Annotated in this window: 18 protein-coding genes and 2 pseudogenes; 8 read left to right on the top strand and 12 right to left on the bottom strand. The window is 59.9% G+C overall.

Going from position 1 to position 16,394, the window contains the following annotated elements; all coding sequences use genetic code 11:
• Positions 1-58: 58 nt before the first annotated feature.
• On the top strand, positions 59-784 hold the full coding sequence (locus ACGJAX_RS30220; protein WP_390957108.1) for an SDR family oxidoreductase: 726 nt from the start codon (positions 59-61) through the stop codon (positions 782-784).
• Between the two features lie 79 nt (positions 785-863).
• A pseudogene (locus tag ACGJAX_RS30225) lies at positions 864-950 on the top strand (NUDIX hydrolase); the annotation flags it as partial.
• A gap of 537 nt (positions 951-1,487) precedes the next feature.
• Here ACGJAX_RS30225 and ACGJAX_RS30230 read toward each other — a convergent pair.
• The 3 genes from ACGJAX_RS30230 to ACGJAX_RS30240 form a co-directional block, all read right to left on the bottom strand.
• Positions 1,488-2,720: an RNA polymerase sigma factor gene (locus ACGJAX_RS30230; protein WP_247257771.1), complete on the bottom strand. Its 1,233-nt coding sequence runs from the start codon at positions 2,718-2,720 to the stop codon at positions 1,488-1,490.
• Between the two features lies 1 nt (position 2,721).
• Complete coding sequence (locus tag ACGJAX_RS30235; protein WP_247257772.1) at positions 2,722-3,066, bottom strand: YciI family protein; 345 nt, start codon at positions 3,064-3,066, stop codon at positions 2,722-2,724.
• Positions 3,067-3,144: 78 nt separating this feature from the next.
• Positions 3,145-3,570 carry an SgcJ/EcaC family oxidoreductase gene (locus tag ACGJAX_RS30240; RefSeq protein WP_390957109.1) on the bottom strand — a complete coding sequence of 142 codons (426 nt, stop codon included), beginning with the start codon at positions 3,568-3,570 and terminating at the stop codon, positions 3,145-3,147.
• Between the two features lie 141 nt (positions 3,571-3,711).
• On the opposite strand from ACGJAX_RS30240, the gene ACGJAX_RS30245 reads away from it, so the two are divergent.
• Complete coding sequence (locus ACGJAX_RS30245; protein ID WP_090324668.1) at positions 3,712-4,197, top strand: N-acetyltransferase; 486 nt, start codon at positions 3,712-3,714, stop codon at positions 4,195-4,197.
• Between the two features lie 31 nt (positions 4,198-4,228).
• On the opposite strand, the gene ACGJAX_RS30250 is transcribed toward ACGJAX_RS30245, so the two are convergent.
• The 3 genes from ACGJAX_RS30250 to ACGJAX_RS30260 form a co-directional block, all read right to left on the bottom strand.
• A complete protein-coding gene (locus tag ACGJAX_RS30250; protein ID WP_390957110.1) occupies positions 4,229-4,717 on the bottom strand; it encodes a GNAT family N-acetyltransferase in 489 nt (162 codons plus the stop codon).
• A gap of 98 nt (positions 4,718-4,815) precedes the next feature.
• Positions 4,816-5,301, bottom strand: a complete 486-nt coding sequence (locus ACGJAX_RS30255; RefSeq protein WP_247257775.1) for a GyrI-like domain-containing protein — start codon at positions 5,299-5,301, stop codon at positions 4,816-4,818.
• A 66-nt stretch (positions 5,302-5,367) separates the two neighbouring features.
• Entirely contained in the window at positions 5,368-6,030 is a 663-nt protein-coding gene (locus tag ACGJAX_RS30260; RefSeq protein WP_128605608.1) for a LysE family translocator, read from the bottom strand.
• 138 nt (positions 6,031-6,168) lie between these two features.
• Between ACGJAX_RS30260 and alaC the strand changes: the two genes are divergently transcribed.
• Positions 6,169-7,386 carry an alanine transaminase gene (alaC, locus tag ACGJAX_RS30265; RefSeq protein ID WP_047532424.1) on the top strand — a complete coding sequence of 406 codons (1,218 nt, stop codon included), beginning with the start codon at positions 6,169-6,171 and terminating at the stop codon, positions 7,384-7,386.
• 148 nt (positions 7,387-7,534) lie between these two features.
• Here the strand turns inward: alaC and ACGJAX_RS30270 are convergent, their stop codons facing one another.
• Complete coding sequence (locus tag ACGJAX_RS30270; protein ID WP_390957111.1) at positions 7,535-8,887, bottom strand: gluconate:H+ symporter; 1,353 nt, start codon at positions 8,885-8,887, stop codon at positions 7,535-7,537.
• 81 nt (positions 8,888-8,968) lie between these two features.
• Positions 8,969-9,502, bottom strand: coding sequence for a gluconokinase, GntK/IdnK-type (locus ACGJAX_RS30275; RefSeq protein ID WP_390957112.1), 534 nt, complete (start codon positions 9,500-9,502; stop codon positions 8,969-8,971).
• 214 nt (positions 9,503-9,716) lie between these two features.
• On the opposite strand from ACGJAX_RS30275, the gene ACGJAX_RS30280 reads away from it, so the two are divergent.
• The 3 genes from ACGJAX_RS30280 to ACGJAX_RS30290 all read left to right on the top strand — a co-directional run bounded on the left by ACGJAX_RS30280 (position 9,717) and on the right by ACGJAX_RS30290 (position 12,245).
• On the top strand, positions 9,717-10,748 hold the full coding sequence (locus tag ACGJAX_RS30280; protein ID WP_247257778.1) for a LacI family DNA-binding transcriptional regulator: 1,032 nt from the start codon (positions 9,717-9,719) through the stop codon (positions 10,746-10,748).
• 109 nt (positions 10,749-10,857) lie between these two features.
• Positions 10,858-11,496, top strand: a complete 639-nt coding sequence (locus ACGJAX_RS30285) for a glutathione S-transferase family protein (protein WP_090324678.1) — start codon at positions 10,858-10,860, stop codon at positions 11,494-11,496.
• Positions 11,497-11,672: 176 nt separating this feature from the next.
• Positions 11,673-12,245 carry a hypothetical protein gene (locus tag ACGJAX_RS30290; RefSeq protein ID WP_390957113.1) on the top strand — a complete coding sequence of 191 codons (573 nt, stop codon included), beginning with the start codon at positions 11,673-11,675 and terminating at the stop codon, positions 12,243-12,245.
• 53 nt (positions 12,246-12,298) lie between these two features.
• Here the strand turns inward: ACGJAX_RS30290 and ACGJAX_RS30295 are convergent, their stop codons facing one another.
• Both ACGJAX_RS30295 and ACGJAX_RS30300 read right to left on the bottom strand, forming a co-directional pair.
• A complete protein-coding gene (locus ACGJAX_RS30295; RefSeq protein WP_245706751.1) occupies positions 12,299-12,871 on the bottom strand; it encodes a methyl-accepting chemotaxis protein in 573 nt (190 codons plus the stop codon).
• An 18-nt stretch (positions 12,872-12,889) separates the two neighbouring features.
• Positions 12,890-13,618, bottom strand: a pseudogene (locus ACGJAX_RS30300) (PAS domain-containing protein); the annotation flags it as partial.
• A gap of 686 nt (positions 13,619-14,304) precedes the next feature.
• Here ACGJAX_RS30300 and ACGJAX_RS30305 point away from each other — a divergent pair.
• Positions 14,305-14,733 (top strand): GNAT family N-acetyltransferase, encoded by a 429-nt coding sequence (locus tag ACGJAX_RS30305; RefSeq protein ID WP_247257785.1) that lies wholly within the window; start codon positions 14,305-14,307, stop codon positions 14,731-14,733.
• Positions 14,734-14,871: 138 nt separating this feature from the next.
• On the opposite strand, the gene def is transcribed toward ACGJAX_RS30305, so the two are convergent.
• Both def and ACGJAX_RS30315 read right to left on the bottom strand, forming a co-directional pair.
• Entirely contained in the window at positions 14,872-15,411 is a 540-nt protein-coding gene (gene def, locus ACGJAX_RS30310) for a peptide deformylase (protein WP_390957114.1), read from the bottom strand.
• Between the two features lie 2 nt (positions 15,412-15,413).
• Positions 15,414-16,370: a YihY/virulence factor BrkB family protein gene (locus ACGJAX_RS30315; RefSeq protein WP_247257787.1), complete on the bottom strand. Its 957-nt coding sequence runs from the start codon at positions 16,368-16,370 to the stop codon at positions 15,414-15,416.
• Between the last annotated feature and the right edge of the window lie 24 nt (positions 16,371-16,394).

Below are 16,394 nucleotides of genomic sequence, written 5' to 3' on the forward strand. Positions count from 1 at the left end.
GTAAATATACTGCGCTCCACGTTTAGTTATTTGTTTTTCTGATTCCAGGAGCCCAGTCATGCACAAGCCATTGATCATCATCACCGGAGCCAGCTCAGGCATTGGCGAAGCCGCGGCGCGCTTGCTGAGCGCTGCCGGCCATCCGCTATTGCTACTGGCTCGGAGGGTCGAACGCCTGCAAGCACTCGATCTGCCCAATACCCTCAGCCGCCGCGTCGACATCACCGATCGCACGACCCTGCTCGCCGCCGTGGCCGAAGCCGAAGCACAGTTCGGCCCGGCCGACGCGCTGATCAACAATGCCGGGGTGATGCTGCTGGGCGAGATGAGCAAACAGGACCCGGCAGAGTGGGACCAGATGCTCGACGTCAACGTGAAAGGCCTGCTCAATGGCGTGCACGCGGTAGTGGCCGGGATGGTCGAACGCAAACATGGCACGATCATCAACGTCAGCTCGGTGGCCGGGCGCAAGACATTCCCCAACCACGTGGCCTACGTCGGGACCAAATTCGCGGTGCATGGCCTGTCGGAAAACCTGCGTGAAGAACTGTCACCGCATAACGTGCGGGTCATCACCATCGCACCAGGCGCGGTAGAAACCGAACTGCTCGGCCACACCACCGATGAAGCGATCAAGACGGGTTACCAAGCCTGGAAACAGGACATGGGCGGGACAGTATTGAGCGCCGAGGATGTGGCATCGGCCATCGCATTTGCGTACCAACAACCGCAGAATGTCTGTATTCGCGAGATCGTGATGGCGGCGACACGGCAGCAAAGTTGAGGGTCGCGCGGGTTTGATTGTGAGTTAGCGCCCACAGAGATGGCGTATATCTGCGGGTGATTGGCTGGCTGTGAGGTCGCTATCGCGCTATATCAAAGTGCGGCAGGCCAGGGTCCACGGTATCTACATCGGCAACGACGATACCGGCAAGATCCACTTCATTCGCCAGGCCCCCTGTAGGAGCGAGCCAGCTCCGGGCGGCGTTCCGACGATGGACGTCAACGATGACGCGGGCTGTCTGAATGCCCGCGTTGTCCGGTCATTCATCGCGAGCAGGCTCGCTCCTACAGAAAAGCAAGTTGGCGTACCCCCATCCGCTCCTCACCACTCATCAGGCCGAGCGTTAGCTCGCCTGCAGCTCTTGATCTTGATCCACCCGCCCCTTCGGGAGGCTGAGTGGAGGTGTGCATCCGGGGAGTGGCGCGCAGCGCCGTTCGACGCAGTCGAACACGCTGCATGTAGGTCGTCGCGAAGCAGACCGGAGGGCAGTGTCCCCGGATGGATACCGCAGCGAAGGAACGCCGAGCCTAAGCGAGGGGCCGGACGCCGGGGCGAGCCTTTTTTTGCTTATCTTTTTTTTGGCGTTTGAAAAAAAAGTAAGTCGCCGTAAGGGCGAAACCGCCAGCCGCCGTTACCGCAGCAATGGATATGTACGCAATCAACCCAAAACCCGGTCGGCCCAGAGGCCGCCGATACACCCGCATCACCTCAACCCCCTGAGCCGCCCCCGGATAAAGCGCCGCTCCGGCTCCTGCCGAGTCAACTCCAGCGCCCGCTCATACGCCTGCCGAGCCTGCTCCACCCGCCCCAACTGTCGGCAAAACTCCGCCCGCGCCGAATGGGCCAAGTGATAATCCAGCAGCTCACCGCGCTCCAGAATCGCCTCGACCAGCGCCAACCCCGCCAACGGCCCATCCCGCTTCGACAGGGCCGCGGCGCGGTTCAACTCGATCACCGGCGAAGGTACCGCGCGCAACAACACGTCATAGAGACCGACAATCTGCGTCCAGTCGGTTTGCTCCACCGACGGCGCTTCGGCATGCACCGCTGCAATCGCCGCTTGCAGGCAATAAGGACCGAATCGCCGTGTGCCCAGCGCCCGCTCCACCAACGCACTGCCTTCGGCAATCATCTGACTGTCCCACAACGTTCGATCCTGATCATCCAGCAGGATCAACTCGCCACTCGAGGAGGTGCGCGCCGGGCGCCGCGACTCATGCAACAGCATCAGCGCCAGCAGCCCCATCACCTCCGGCTCCGGCAACAACTCCATGAGCAAACGACCGAGCCGAATGGCCTCACGGGTCAAGTCTTCGCGGGTCACCTGCGCGCCGATGGACGCCGAATAACCTTCGTTGAACACCAGGTAAATCACCCGCAACACACTGTCGAGGCGTTCGGGCAGTTCCGCCAGGGTCGGCACCTGATAAGGGATTTTCGCGTCACGGATTTTCGCTTTGGCCCGCACGATGCGCTGGGCGATGGTGGCCGGTGCCGAGAGAAAGGCCCGGGCAATTTCTTCCGTGGTCAGGTCGCAAACTTCCCGCAGGGTCAGCGGCACCTGGGCGTCCGCCGCCAGTGCCGGGTGACAGCAGGTGAAAATCAGCCGCAGGCGGTCGTCTTCCACGTCCTCGTCACTCCAGTCGGCCTGCTCCAGCGCTTCCAACTGAGCGATCAACAGCGGACGAGACGCAGCGAAGCGCGCCCGCCGGCGCAACACATCGATGGCCTTGAAGCGCCCGGTGGACACCAGCCACGCCCGCGGATTGTCCGGCACACCGTCCCGTTGCCAGCGCTCGACCGCAATGAAAAACGCCTCATGCAAGGCTTCTTCGGCGAGGTCGAAATCGCCGAGCAAGCGGATCAGTGTCGCCAGAATCCGTCGCGACTCCTCACGATAAACCTGCTCGACTCGCTCCTTGACCGACACCGTCATCTCAAGGATTCAACTGGCGAACGGGGCGTACTTCGACACAACCGACCCGCGCCGCCGGGATGTCACCGGCGACCTGAATCGCTTCGTTGAGGTCCTTGGCGTCGATGAGGTAGAAGCCGGCCAGTTGCTCCTTGGTTTCGGCGAACGGGCCGTCGGTGATCGACAACTTGCCGTTGCGCATGCGCACGGTGGTGGCGGTCTGCACCGACTCAAGCGCCTCGGCGGCGACCATCCGGCCACTGCCCTGGACCGACTCGGCGTACGCCATGCACTCCGCGTCCTTCGGGCTGTCCGGCAACGAATGCAGCAGGTGCTCGTCGCTGTAGACCAGGCATAAATATTTCATGAGCTTCTCCAGGATCGAAGATCAACTATGGCCGTGAATTGGCCGTTTGGCGCGGCTTCCCGATCAACAGCCCGACGTTCAGGGCTCCAGGTTGAACAGGGCCGTACCGCTCATCATGTCGAAGGGGGCCGACCAGTGTTCGTGGACAATGCGCCATTGTCCGGCCTCACGCCGGTAGCAGGCCGTCACGCGCATCCAGCATGCCTGGGTTTCACCCTTGTCATTGGTGCCGCCGCAGTGCGCCAGCCAATGGGCAAAGGCGATGTGCTCATCGGCCACGATGTTGGTGTGGTCGAAGTCAAAGGTGTGCGGGCCCTGGCACATTTCCATGCACTCCAGCCAGTGCGCGCGGTAGGCGGCCTTGCCGCGAAACTGCAACGCCTTGACCGCGTCGTAGGAGACGATGTCGTCGGCGTACAGGGCCATGATTTTCTCGACGTCCTTGGCGATGACCGCCTGACGGTAAGTGTCGATCAGGGCCTGGATTTCGTGTGTGGCGTTCATGGTGGTTCTCCGTGGTTTTTGTTGTGAAGACACCCTTAGTCGTCTGGCGATCCATCCGATCGACAGCCGAAATAAAAATAATCCATGAACGCAAACTCGCTAGAATCCGAGGCTCATTTCCGTAGGAAAAAGGACACTCCAGTGACAGCCCGACTCGTGCCTTACGAAAGCCTGAATGCGCTGCAGCGCCAGCAGGTCGAGGCCATCGAAGTGCATCCGGAACAAATCAGGTTTTCTGGTGACATCCACGGTGCATTGCACACCCTGCTGTCCAGGCCCGGCCCCGGCGTCAAAGGATTTGCCCTGTTGGCCGACGCGATTCCCGTGGCCTTCCTGCTGCTCAAACGCCCGCCGGTATTACCCGCCTGGGCCGACGAACACAGCGCCACCCTGCATGCCTTGCAGGTCGATCAGCGCGCCCAGGGCAAGGGCTATGGCAAGGCTTGCCTGCAGGACTTGCCCGGAGCGGCCCGCCAGGCCTGGCCGGAAATTCGCGGGCTGGAGCTGTCGGTGGATGCGGACAACGCAGCGGCCATTGCCCTGTATGTCAAATATGGTTTTGTCGACAGCGGCGAGGCGTACAAGGGACGGATCGGTTATGAGCGGCGGATGGGGTTGATGTTCTAGGCCCGCCACCCATCTGGGGGTCTGGTCGGGTTTAGAGAACGAGCACCATCTCATGCCACGCCATGCCGCCATGGTCCGAGGCCGATGGCTTGACGTAGGCAAAGCCAAACCCGGCGTACAGCGGGATATGCCGCTCCTTGCACATCAGGTTGATGCTGGTCTTGCCCATTGCGCGCATGCGCTCGATGAACTCGCCCATCAAACGCTTGGCCAGGCCCTGCCCCTGATAATCCGGATGCACCACCACCGACATGATCACCACGTGGGGCCCGGCCGGGTCGTGGCCGATCAGTTCCTTGAACGCTTCGTCCGACATCTCCACCTGAAACGCCGCACCGGAATTGATGAAACCGGCCACCACGCCGTCCACTTCGGCAACGATGAAACCTTCGGGCCACGTGGCGATGCGGGTGGCGATTTTTTCCCGCGTCGCCGCTTCATCGCCTTCGTAGGCAAGGGTTTCGATGGCGTAGCAACGGTCCAGATCGGCAGGCGTGACGTGACGGATGACGGTGTTCATGGCAACTCGGAATCAGCGATGGGAAAGCCGGGGATCATAAATCAGCCTCCCCGTGACATCGAGAGACGAATCGTCGATACATCTCTCGATGCGGCTGATCAGGCCTTGATCGGCAGCCAGATTTCCAGCTTTCCGGTGTTGAGCCTGGGGTTGAAGTCTTCGCTGTAGCGTTCGAATTCCGGGGCGTCCGCCGCTTGGTGCCCGGACTGAGGCAACCAGGTATCGCAGATGTAGCGAAAGGTCTGCGGCAAGGCGTCCAGCGGCCCCTTGTGCTCGAACACGGCGTAATACTGCGGCTGAATTTCGACCCAACGGTATTGCTCGGGCAAATCATCGAGCTTGCTGATCTCGACCCCGGCGATGTAATCAAATCCACCCTTGCCATCGAAATTGCAGCAGACGCCGTAGGTGACTTCCCCCTTTTGACCCGGCACGTTGCCGATGTGGGGACCGAATTTTTCCCAGAGCGCGGGAATGCCTGCGGTGGTCTGCGGGGTGAAGGGACCGCCAAGCCCTGCAATCAGCAGGAAGTGTCCGTGTTCGAAGCGGGGTTCCAACAATTCGACGCTTTTTTGCTCATCCATGACTCGACTCCTGGAAGGAAAAAGGGGTTCGGCTGGGAGTATAGAAGCCAAACCCGTTTCGCCCACCTACAGCGCGTGCAACTGTTCGACGGCGGCCGCACCGACGAACTCGTTGTAGCCAGAAAGAATCACGTACACCGCGAAATAACAGAAGATCGCCGCCGATGCCATGTAGGAGTAACGCAGCAGCTTGTCGCCGAGCAACTTGCCGCCATGGCTCGCGGCAAAGCACAGGCCGGCGGACCACAGCAAACCGGCGCAAAGAAAACCGCCGAGGAACAGCGCCGAACTGAGCGGGCCACCGCCGCCTGATCGCGCGATCAACGTGCCACCCACCGCGGCAAACCAGAGAATCGCACTGGGCGAGGACATGGCCAGGAAGATCCCGCGGAAAAACTCCTTGCGGTGCGAGTTGTGACCCACCTCGGCGGTTTCGGCCAACAGCGCTTCATGATGGATCGCCGAATAAATCATCTTCGCCGCGAAATACACCAGCAACGCCGAACCGCCGATCCACAGTACCCAGCGCACGGTTTCGTATTGCAGCAAAACCGTCATGCCGGCCAGCGCCAGCACCGCGTAGATCAGGTCGCCGACGCAGGTGCCCAGGCCCAGTGCAAAGCCTTGAAAATAGCCGCGCTGCATGGCCAGGGTGATCATGGCGATATTGGCCACGCCAATGTCCAGGCACAGCGAAAGGCTCAGCAAGAAGCCGCTGGTGAATTCCATCGTCCCAATTCCTTCGGAAAAATTTGTTTACATGGAGGCTGGACAGTCTGCCACAGCTGACCGTACATTCCGCACAGGTCACCGCAGTGACCAGCGTCGCTCGGACGGTTCCGGGCGCTTACGTTATCCGAGGCAACAATGGCCGAACAAGGTTCGCCGCGCCGCTTTGCGCGCATAGATCGACTCCCCCCTTACGTTTTCAACATCACCGCCGAGCTGAAGATGGCCGCCCGTCGTCGTGGCGAAGACATCATCGACTTGAGCATGGGCAACCCCGACGGCGCCACGCCGCCGCACATCGTCGAGAAACTGGTGACCGTCGCCCAGCGCGAAGACACCCATGGCTATTCGACGTCCAAGGGCATTCCGCGCCTGCGCCGGGCGATTTCCAACTGGTACAAGGATCGCTACGAGGTCGACATCGACCCGGAAACCGAAGCCATTGTCACCATCGGTTCCAAGGAAGGCCTGGCGCATCTGATGCTGGCGACCCTCGACCAGGGCGACACCGTGCTGGTGCCGAACCCGAGCTACCCGATTCACATCTATGGTGCCGTGATTGCCGGCGCCCAGGTGCGTTCGGTGCCGCTGGTACCGGGCGTGGATTTCTTCGCCGAACTGGAGCGCGCGATTCGCGGCTCGATTCCGAAGCCGAAAATGATGATCCTCGGCTTCCCGTCCAACCCCACCGCGCAGTGCGTGGAGCTGGACTTCTTCGAGCGGGTGATTGCCCTGGCCAAGCAGTACGACGTGCTGGTGGTGCATGACCTGGCCTATGCCGACATCGTCTACGACGGCTGGAAAGCCCCGTCGATCATGCAGGTGCCGGGCGCCAAGGACATCGCGGTGGAGTTTTTCACCCTGTCCAAGAGCTACAACATGGCGGGCTGGCGCATCGGTTTCATGGTCGGCAACCCGGAACTGGTCAACGCCCTGGCACGGATCAAGAGTTATCACGACTACGGCACCTTTACCCCGCTGCAAGTCGCGGCGATTGCAGCGCTCGAAGGCGACCAGCAATGCGTGCTCGACATCGCCGAGCAATACCGCCAGCGCCGTAACGTGCTGGTCAAAGGCCTGCATGAGCTGGGCTGGATGGTCGAGAATCCAAAGGCGTCGATGTACGTCTGGGCCAAGATTCCCGAGGCTTATGCCCATCTGGGTTCACTGGAGTTCGCCAAGAAACTGCTGGCCGAAGCCAAAGTCTGTGTCTCGCCAGGCGTGGGTTTTGGTGAGTACGGGGATGATCATGTGCGCTTCGCGCTGATCGAAAACCAGGACCGGATTCGTCAGGCCGTTCGCGGCATTCGCGGGATGTTCCGGGCCGATGGGTTGATCGCCAAATCCAGCGCCTGACAGAAAACCCTGTAGGAGCGAGCCTGCTCGCGATGGTGGGTCAGTTAACGTGTATGCAGCTGACACACCTTCGCGAGCTCGCTCCCACAAATAAATCACCCACAAAAAAACCGCATCGCTGCGGTTTTTTTGTGTCTGGCGTTTAGCTTTAAACGAACAACGACAACAGCAGAATGAAGCCCAGGCCCACCACCGACAGGATGGTTTCCATCGCGGTCCAGGTCTTGAAGGTTTCCGCCACGGTCATGTTGAAGTACTGCTTCACCAGCCAGAAACCGGCGTCGTTGACGTGGGACAGGATCAACGAACCGGCACCGGTGGCCAGCACCAGCAGCTCACGGTTCACGCCCGGAATCATCCCCACCACCGGCACCACGATGCCTGCGCCAGTGATGGTCGCCACGGTTGCCGAACCGGTCGCGATGCGGATCACCGCCGCCACCAGCCACGCCAGCAGGATCGGCGAGATTTGCGCGTTCACCGCCATGTGGCCGATCACGTCACCCACACCACTGGTCACCAGCATCTGCTTGAAGCCACCACCGGCACCGATGATCAGGATGATCGCGGCGGTCGGCGCCAGGCTCGCGTCCAGCCATTTCATCATCTGGCTGGAACCGATGCCCTGCTTGTAGCCGAAGGTATACAGCGACAGCAGCAAGGCCAGCAGCAAGGCCGAGATCGGGTGACCGATCAGGTCCATGAAGGTGCGGAAGAAGTTGCCATCGGGCAGCACTACGTCGGCAAAGGTCTTGAGCAGCATCAGGAACACCGGCAGCAGCACGGTGACGAGGGTGATGCCGAAGCTCGGCAGATCGCCGGCTTCCGGCTCGCGAGCCAGTTGATCCACCAGTTCCTGATTAGGTTTGCCCGGGATGTACTTGGAAATGAAGGTGCCGTAGATCGGGCCGGCGATGATGGCCGTCGGCAGCGCAACGATCAGACCGTACAGAATGGTTTTGCCGATGTCGGCGCCGAACACGCCGATTGCCAGCAGCGGACCCGGGTGCGGCGGCACCAGGCCATGGACGGCGGACAGACCGGCCAGCAACGGGATGCCGATCTTGATGATCGACACACCGGTACGACGGGCGACGATGAACACCAGCGGAATCAGCAGCACGAAACCGATTTCGAAGAACAACGGGATACCCACCAGGAACGCGGCGAACATCATGGCCCACTGCACTTTTTCCTTGCCGAAGGCGCGGATCAGGGTCTGGGCGATCTGGTCCGCCCCGCCCGACTCGGCCATCATTTTGCCGAGCATGGTGCCCAGCGCGAGGATGATCCCGACAAAACCGAGCACGCCACCGAAGCCGTCCTGGAACGCCTTGATGATGGTGCCGATTGGCATGCCGGAAGTCAGCCCGAGGAAGGCGGCGGCGATGATCAGGGCAAGAAAGGGATGCAACTTGAACTTGGTGATCAGAACGATGAGCCCGATCACCGTGACCACTGCATCGAGCAGCAGGAACGTCTCGTGGGACATGCCAAACATTAGGGGTGTCTCCTGGTTGTTGTTGTTATTAAAGCGGGTAATTCGAAAGTCATAAGGACAGCGCTATCTCTGCGAGCAAAATCAACCGGTACGTTTCAAGCCATGGGCCAGCCACCAGTGGTGCGCCTGCACGGCCAGTTCATCGACGCTGTGGGTCGATGCATCGAGGGCCAGGGTCAAGGGCTCGCCGACGGGGGATTCGAGGGTGGCGAACTGGCTGTCGATCAGGGTCGACGGCATGAAGTGATCCGGCCGGTGGGAAACACGGTCGGCGGCGACTTCAGGGGTCAGTTCAAGAAACACGAAGCCCAGGCCCGGCAAGGCACTGCGCAGGCGTTCGCGGTAAATGTGTTTGAGCGCCGAGCACGTCAGCACCGGGCGCTGACCCAGGGCGTCCACGCGACGCAACTCATCGCACAGGCTGTCGAGCCAGCCGGCACGGTCTTCATCGTTCAGGGGGATGCCCGCGCTCATCTTTTCGATATTGGCGGCAGGGTGAAAAGTGTCGCCTTCAATGGCAGTGGCGCCGCTGAGCTGGCACAGGGCCTCGCTGACGCAGGTCTTGCCGCAACCGGCAACGCCCATGATGACCAGGGCGGTGATGGGATGATTCATGTAACACCTCAGCGCGCAGACAGCGCTACCTTTGCCAGTATGACACTAGACCAAAAGTAGAAGTTGCCGACGCCTTCTTGTCATTTTTGTGGGTTGCAGCATGTTCGTTCCCAACGCCAAAAAGCGAGGATCAGGCAAACCCTCGCTCACGCATTTGCAGCTGCATCGAGACAGCGCTACCTTAGTGCCTTGAATTTTGTTTGGCAAGCCGTCGATGACCTCAACCAAAAACGATAAAAACACACGAACCACTGGCCGCCCTACCCTGAACGAAGTAGCCCGACTGGCCGGTGTCAGCCCGATTACCGCTTCGCGCGCCCTGCGCGGCGTCAGCACCGTGGCCGCCGAACTGGTGGAAAAAGTCCAGAAAGCGGCGCTTGAACTCAACTACGTGGTCAACCCGGCTGCCCGCGCCCTGGCCTCGGCCCAGAGCCATTCGGTGGTGGTGTTGGTGCCGTCGCTGTCCAACCTGTTGTTCATCGACACCCTGGAAGCCATTCATCAGGTGCTGCGTCCCAAGGGCTTCGAAGTGCTGATCGGCAACTTCCACTATTCCCGCGACGAAGAAGAAAACCTGCTGCGCAACTACATGGCCTACCAGCCGCGCGGCTTGCTGCTGACCGGTTTCGACCGCACGGAAAGTTCGCGGCGGATGATCGAAGCGAGCAACATTCCCTGCGTCTACATGATGGAGCTCGACAGCGCCGCCGGACTCAATTGCGTGGGTTTTTCGCAACTGGCTGCCGGCGAAACGGCGGCCGAACACCTGCTGTCCCGCGGGCGCAAGCGCCTGGCCTACATCGGCGCGCAACTCGACCAGCGCACGCTGCTGCGCGGCGAAGGTTTCCGCAAGGCCCTGCAAAAGGCCGGTTTGTATGACCCGGACCTGGAAGTCCTGACCCCGCGCGCCTCCTCGGTCGGCTTGGGCGGCGAACTGTTCCTGCAACTGCTCGCCAGTCACCCCGATGTCGATGCGATTTTCTTCGGCAACGACGACCTGGCCCAGGGAGCATTGCTCGAAGCCATGCGCTGTGGAATCAAGATTCCCGGGCAAGTGGCGATTCTCGGCTTCAACGATCTGCCCATGTCGGAACACATGGTCCCGCGCCTTAGCAGCATCAACACCCCGCGCGAGGCGATTGGTCGTCGTGCGGCGGAGCAAATGTTGACGCTGATGGCCGGCAACACCGTGGCCAAACCGGTGCAGGACATGGGTTTTGAGTTGAAGGTGCGCGAGAGCACGTAAGGACGGACCATCGGATTTCAACTAACCTTTTCAGAACAACGAATGTCGCCAACCGGTCCGCACCCTGCCAGTCTCCCGTAGCGCGTCAATTCGCTAACGGAGTCGCAAAATGGAACATGCACTGAAAATTCTCGGTAAAGCCTCGTCGATCAACGTCCGCAAGGTCTTGTGGACGTGCGAGGAGCTGGACCTGTCCTACACGCGTGAGGATTGGGGCAGCGGTTTTGCCTCGACCCACAGCCCCGAGTTTCTGCGGCTCAATCCCAATGCGCAGGTGCCGGTGATCATCGATGAGAACGGGGTGCTGTGGGAGTCCAACACCATCTGCCGCTACCTGGCCGGCAAACACCACCATCACCATGCTGAACTGCTGCCCACCGATCCAGCCGCGCGCGCCCGAGTGGAACAGTGGATGGATTGGCAGGCGATCGAGCTCAATGCGTCCTGGAGCTATGCGTTCATGGCATTGGTGCGCAAGGATCCGGAGTTCCAGGACCCGCATCGAGTGGAGGTCAGCGTGCGTGGCTGGAATCAGAAAATGGGCATCCTCGAGCATCAGCTGGCAAGCACCAAGGCTTATGTTGCCGGGCCAAAATTCACTTTGGCCGATATCGTCGTCGGGCTGTCGGTCAATCGCTGGTTGATGACGCCGATCGAACGCCCCGATTTCCCGGCCATCGACGAGTATTTCAGGCGTTTGGCGCAGCACCCTGGATTTCTCAAGCATTGCTGCAATGGCCTGCCTTGAGGGTGCCAGTGAGCCCTTGCGGTAGAACTCTGCCGTTTGGCGGCAAGGCTTGACCGAAAACGCTCGTTGCCCGCCTGGAAAAATCACTCAAGATGCTGATATATAAGATATTTTTCTTATAGGCATGCTAATTGCTCAACGCACAGCACCGCCATTACCCACAAGGTCTACATATCATGTTGGTCAGTGCAAAATCGAACATGGTCATGCCACTCGCCAAACGGCTCGGTGAAGATCCGAACGCCGAAGCCGCTGCCGGACTTCAGGGCGGCCTTCAAGGCGCCATGATGCAAGCGCTGCAAAACAATGTGCAGTCGCAAACCGCGCAGGCCAGCGAGCAGGTGCAGGCATCCGCCACCCAAATCGCCACTCAGCAGGTCAGCCAGGCCAGCACGATCAGCGACAACCTGGATGAAGCCTTCGCCAAGACCCGCGTGAACCTGCAAGCGACGACTGCAAGCTCACCGGCCGACACCCAGGACAAGGTCGGCAGTGGCTCGGCCACCGACGAATTCAAGGACTACATGAGCAAATCGCCTGAACAGCGTTTGCACGACAGTATTCTGCAAGGGATGGGACTCACGGAAGACGATGTGAAAGCCATGCCACCTGCGCAACAATTGGCGATCGGCAAAGAGATCGCCGAGCGCATGCAAGACAAGGTGAAACTGGCACAGACCGAGAAAGACACCGGCAGCAGCGATAAAGGCAGCAGCCAGGTGGTCGACAAGTTCCTCGCTTCGCTTTGATGGCGCCGGAACCAAAAGGGGCCTCTTCCGGGGCCCCTTTCATCGGATCACAATTAATTCAACTGCAAGGTCGAATTGAACTGGCTGATGGCATCCACCACATGCCGCGACCCTTGTTGAATCTCCAGAATCACTTCCCCCGCCTCATTTGCCAGCTCTACCCCGAGCCCGGTTCGACTCAAGCTCGACTGCATGCTCGACACCGCGCTCAATGACAAATCGTGGTTCTTGCGCACCACTTCGACGATCTCCACCGTCGCCTGGCTGGTGCGTGCGGCCAGGCTGCGCACTTCGTCGGCCACCACCGCGAACCCGCGCCCATGCTCGCCGGCACGGGCTGCCTCGATCGCGGCGTTGAGGGCCAGCAGGTTGGTCTGATCGGCAATGCCGCGAATGGTCTGAACGATGGTGCCGATGATGTCGGACTGTTTGCTGACGGCATCGATGCTCACTGCCGCTTCGTTCAAGTCGCGGGAAATATCCTGGATGATCTGCACCGTTTGCTGCACCACCTCCGACCCTTTGCGCGCGCAGGCGTCGTTTTGAACCGAGGTGCTGTGGGCTGATTCCGCGGCCGTTTGCAGGGTAGTGACCTGCTCGGTGATGTTGCTGGCGAACTTCACCACTTTGTACAGCCGGCCTTTGGTGTCGAACAACGGGTTGTAGGACGCCTCCAGATAAACCATGTGGCCGAACTTGTCTTTGCGTTCGAATCGGTGCGAGTGGTATTCCCCGCGATTGAGTGAGGCCCAGAACGCTCTGTAGCTGGGAGATTCACTTTCGCTGCGGTGGCAAAACATACTGTGATGCTGGCCGACGATTTCATTGAGCGAGTAGTGCATGGTTTTCAGGAAGTTTTCGTTGGCCGTGATCACCTTGCCGTCGGGGGTGAACTCGATCACCGCCATGGAACGCCCGATCGCCGCGAGCATGCTTTCGTTTTGGTGTTCTTCGTAGACTCTGGCGGAGATGTCGGTGGCGATTTTAATCACACTGCGGACTTGCCGGTCTGGGCCGTAAACCGGCATGTAGCTGGCCTCGAGCCAGATCTCCTTGCCGTCCTTGTTCAAGCGCAAAAAGGTGCCGCTGATGGGCTCGCCACGGGCCAGGTCGCGCCATAACTTGGCGTACTCTTCGCTGCGGTAAAACGCCTCTTCACAAAATATCCGGTGGTGCTTGCCGCGGACTTCTTCAACGCTGTAACCCATGGCGCTGCAAAAGTTTTCATTGGCATCGAGCACAATGCCGTCCGGGGTAAATTCAATCATCGCCATCGAACGGCTGATGGCGGCCAACTTGGCGTTGGCCTCGCCCAGCGCACAGCTGATACGTTCGATTTCCTGCCGGTCAGCCTTGTGATGTAGGTTGAACATGTTCGTACCACCTTGAGCGCGGTCTTTTGATTAATGAAAGTTGCTGATCTTTCACATCCACCACTACGTTCCACAGAACAGGTACACGCGCCCCTCCACGGGAAGGACTTGTCAGGTGATAAATGATGTTTAATCGGAGGGTCCTTTTAACGACACTCTTATCAAGACATCCTTCTCTTGATAGCCCGGAATCGGGCCAGCCCTAACGTACTCAAAAGCAAACTCCCTTTACTCGATTGCTCCATTTTGCCCCGCCTCGGTGCCTTGGAATGCGCACTCTCACGGTTAAACGCCGGTCACCCGAAGGCCACCGACATAGTTAGTTACAGATGAGCATAGACAGCCGTCATGGCTAAGCAAGGCCACTAGTCGGCCAGTATTGAGGACAAAATCGGTTCAGCAATGAGGGGTTGCAACGGGTGCGGTGCGGGTGACAGCGGGAGCCCGAGGACCGGGCTCCCTGATCACGGGATCAATGACCGAAAATATCGACCTTCTTGGCCTTCTTGTCCGCACGCTTCTCAATGGCGGTTTTTGCCGGTTTTTTCTTCGCTGCTTTCTTTGAATCCATACCTTTGGACATGATGCGTACTCCACTCACACGGGATGTGAGATCAGGTATACACCTATCCTTGGGGTCCCGTTCTTTTATAATCGCCGGCTTTGCACACCGACAGTCCGGTCCCATGCCCAACACTCAGTACACCCGGCTCGATGAGCCGTTATGGCCGTTGATGAACAAGTTTTATCGCGCCCACCAATCGTCGATGAAAGCGGTCCGCGACGCGCAATTGTGGGTTGCCCGGCGCGACGAAATCGTCGGGGCGTTGTGTTTGCGTCCGGTGTCCGGCGGGCATTGGCTGACGGGGTTGTTTGTCGATCCGGCCTGTCGCGGGCAAGGCATCGCCGCTGCATTGATCGCCGCCGCGGTGAAGGACGCCGAAAACCCCGTCTGGCTGTTCTGCCACCCGGACTTGCGCGGTTTTTATGAGCGTCGCGGCTTTGTCTTCGATCCACAGATGCCCTATGCCATGGCCGAGCGCCTGAGCCGTTATGCCCGCAGCAAACCGATGATCGCCATGGGCCTGGAACCATTGGTCAGGACCACAGGGTGATCGGAAAGTCGGAGCGGATGACGCTGCGGTTTGTAAAACCTGCAAAGTGACGCCCGCCTGATGCCCGATTGTCGGCGCCAGGCGGTGATGGCTCCGTCGCTTTTGCTGACAGGCCAGCGCCTGCAGGGTTTTGCGTCGTTAATCGTCGGCGTTCGGATCAAGGTCTGGAAACATCACCTCGGTAAACCCGAACTTGCTGAAATCGTGGATGCGCGACGGGTACAACCGGCCGATCAGGTGGTCGCACTCATGCTGCACCACTCGCGCATGGAACCCGGTGGCGATGCGCACGATGGGCTCGCCCTTGGGATCGAAGCCCTCGTAGCGAATGTGTTGATAACGATCCACGGCGCCGCGCAAACCGGGCACCGACAGGCAACCTTCGAAGCCCTCTTCCAGGGTCGGACTCAGCGGGGTGATCAACGGATTGATCAGGATCGTCTGCGGCACCGCTTCGGCATCCGGATACCGCTCGCTGTGCTCGAAGCCGAAGATCACCAGTTGCAGATCGACACCGATCTGCGGCGCAGCCAGGCCGACACCGCCCACGCTTTCCATGGTCTGGAACATGTCGTCGATCAATTGCCACAGTTCCGGGCTGTCGAACATCTCGGCCGGCACCGGCGGGGCAATGCGCAGCAGGCGCTCATCGCCCATTTTCAGAATTTCACGGATCATGGTCAGGCTTCGTCAGTGGTCGGTTTGAGCGAGTGATCCCGGCCCAGTCCCGACACATGGTGTTTGGGTTCGATGCTCGGGCCGTGCTCGCCGGGGACTTTTTCACCCGGGTCCTTGCCTTCCTTGGACATGTGCTCGATCACCGCATTCATCTCGGCACCGAGCAGCAGCACCGCGGAAGAAATATAGAAGTACAGCAACAGCACGATGATCGCGCCGATACTGCCATACATGGCGTTGTAGTTGGCGAACTCCTTGACGTAGAAACCGAAGCCCAGGGACGCGATGATCCACACCACCACCGCCAGTACCGAGCCCGGTGTAATGAAGCGGAACTCCTGTTTGACGTCGGGCATCACGTAGTAGATCAGTGCCACGGCCACCATCAACAGAATCACGATCACCGGCCAGCGCGCGATGGTCCACAGCGTGACGATGAAGTATTCGAGGCCGACTTGCGACGCGATCCAGCTCATCACCTGCGGCCCCAGCACCATCAATGCGGCCGCGATCAAGAGCATGCCGGCGACGCCGACGGTGTAGATGATCGACAGCGGAAAACGCTTCCACGCCGGCCGGCCTTCGACCACATCGTAGGCGGCGTTCATCGCGCTCATCATCAGCCGCACGCCAGCCGAGGCCGTCCACAGGGCGATCACGATACCCACTGAAAGCAGCCCACCCTTGGACTGCTGGAGCTGGTCGATCACCGGGTTCACTTGCTCCAGGGCCTGAGGCGGCAGTACCAGTTCTGATTGAAGGCGCAGCCAGGAGAAGAAGTCCGGCAAGTGCAGGAAACCGATCAGGGCGATCAGGAACAGAATGAACGGAAACAGCGAAAACAGCATTTGATAGGCCAGCGCCGAGGCATAGGTCGACATCTCGTCGTCGATGAACTCGGTGACCGTGCGCACCATCACACGATGCAAGGGCAGACCTTTCATGTCCGGGAAAATCATTAGCGTCTCCATTCGCCGCAAACA

The sequence above is a fragment of the Pseudomonas moorei genome (assembly GCF_042846945.1).
In the GTDB taxonomy this organism is placed as follows: domain Bacteria; phylum Pseudomonadota; class Gammaproteobacteria; order Pseudomonadales; family Pseudomonadaceae; genus Aquipseudomonas; species Aquipseudomonas moorei.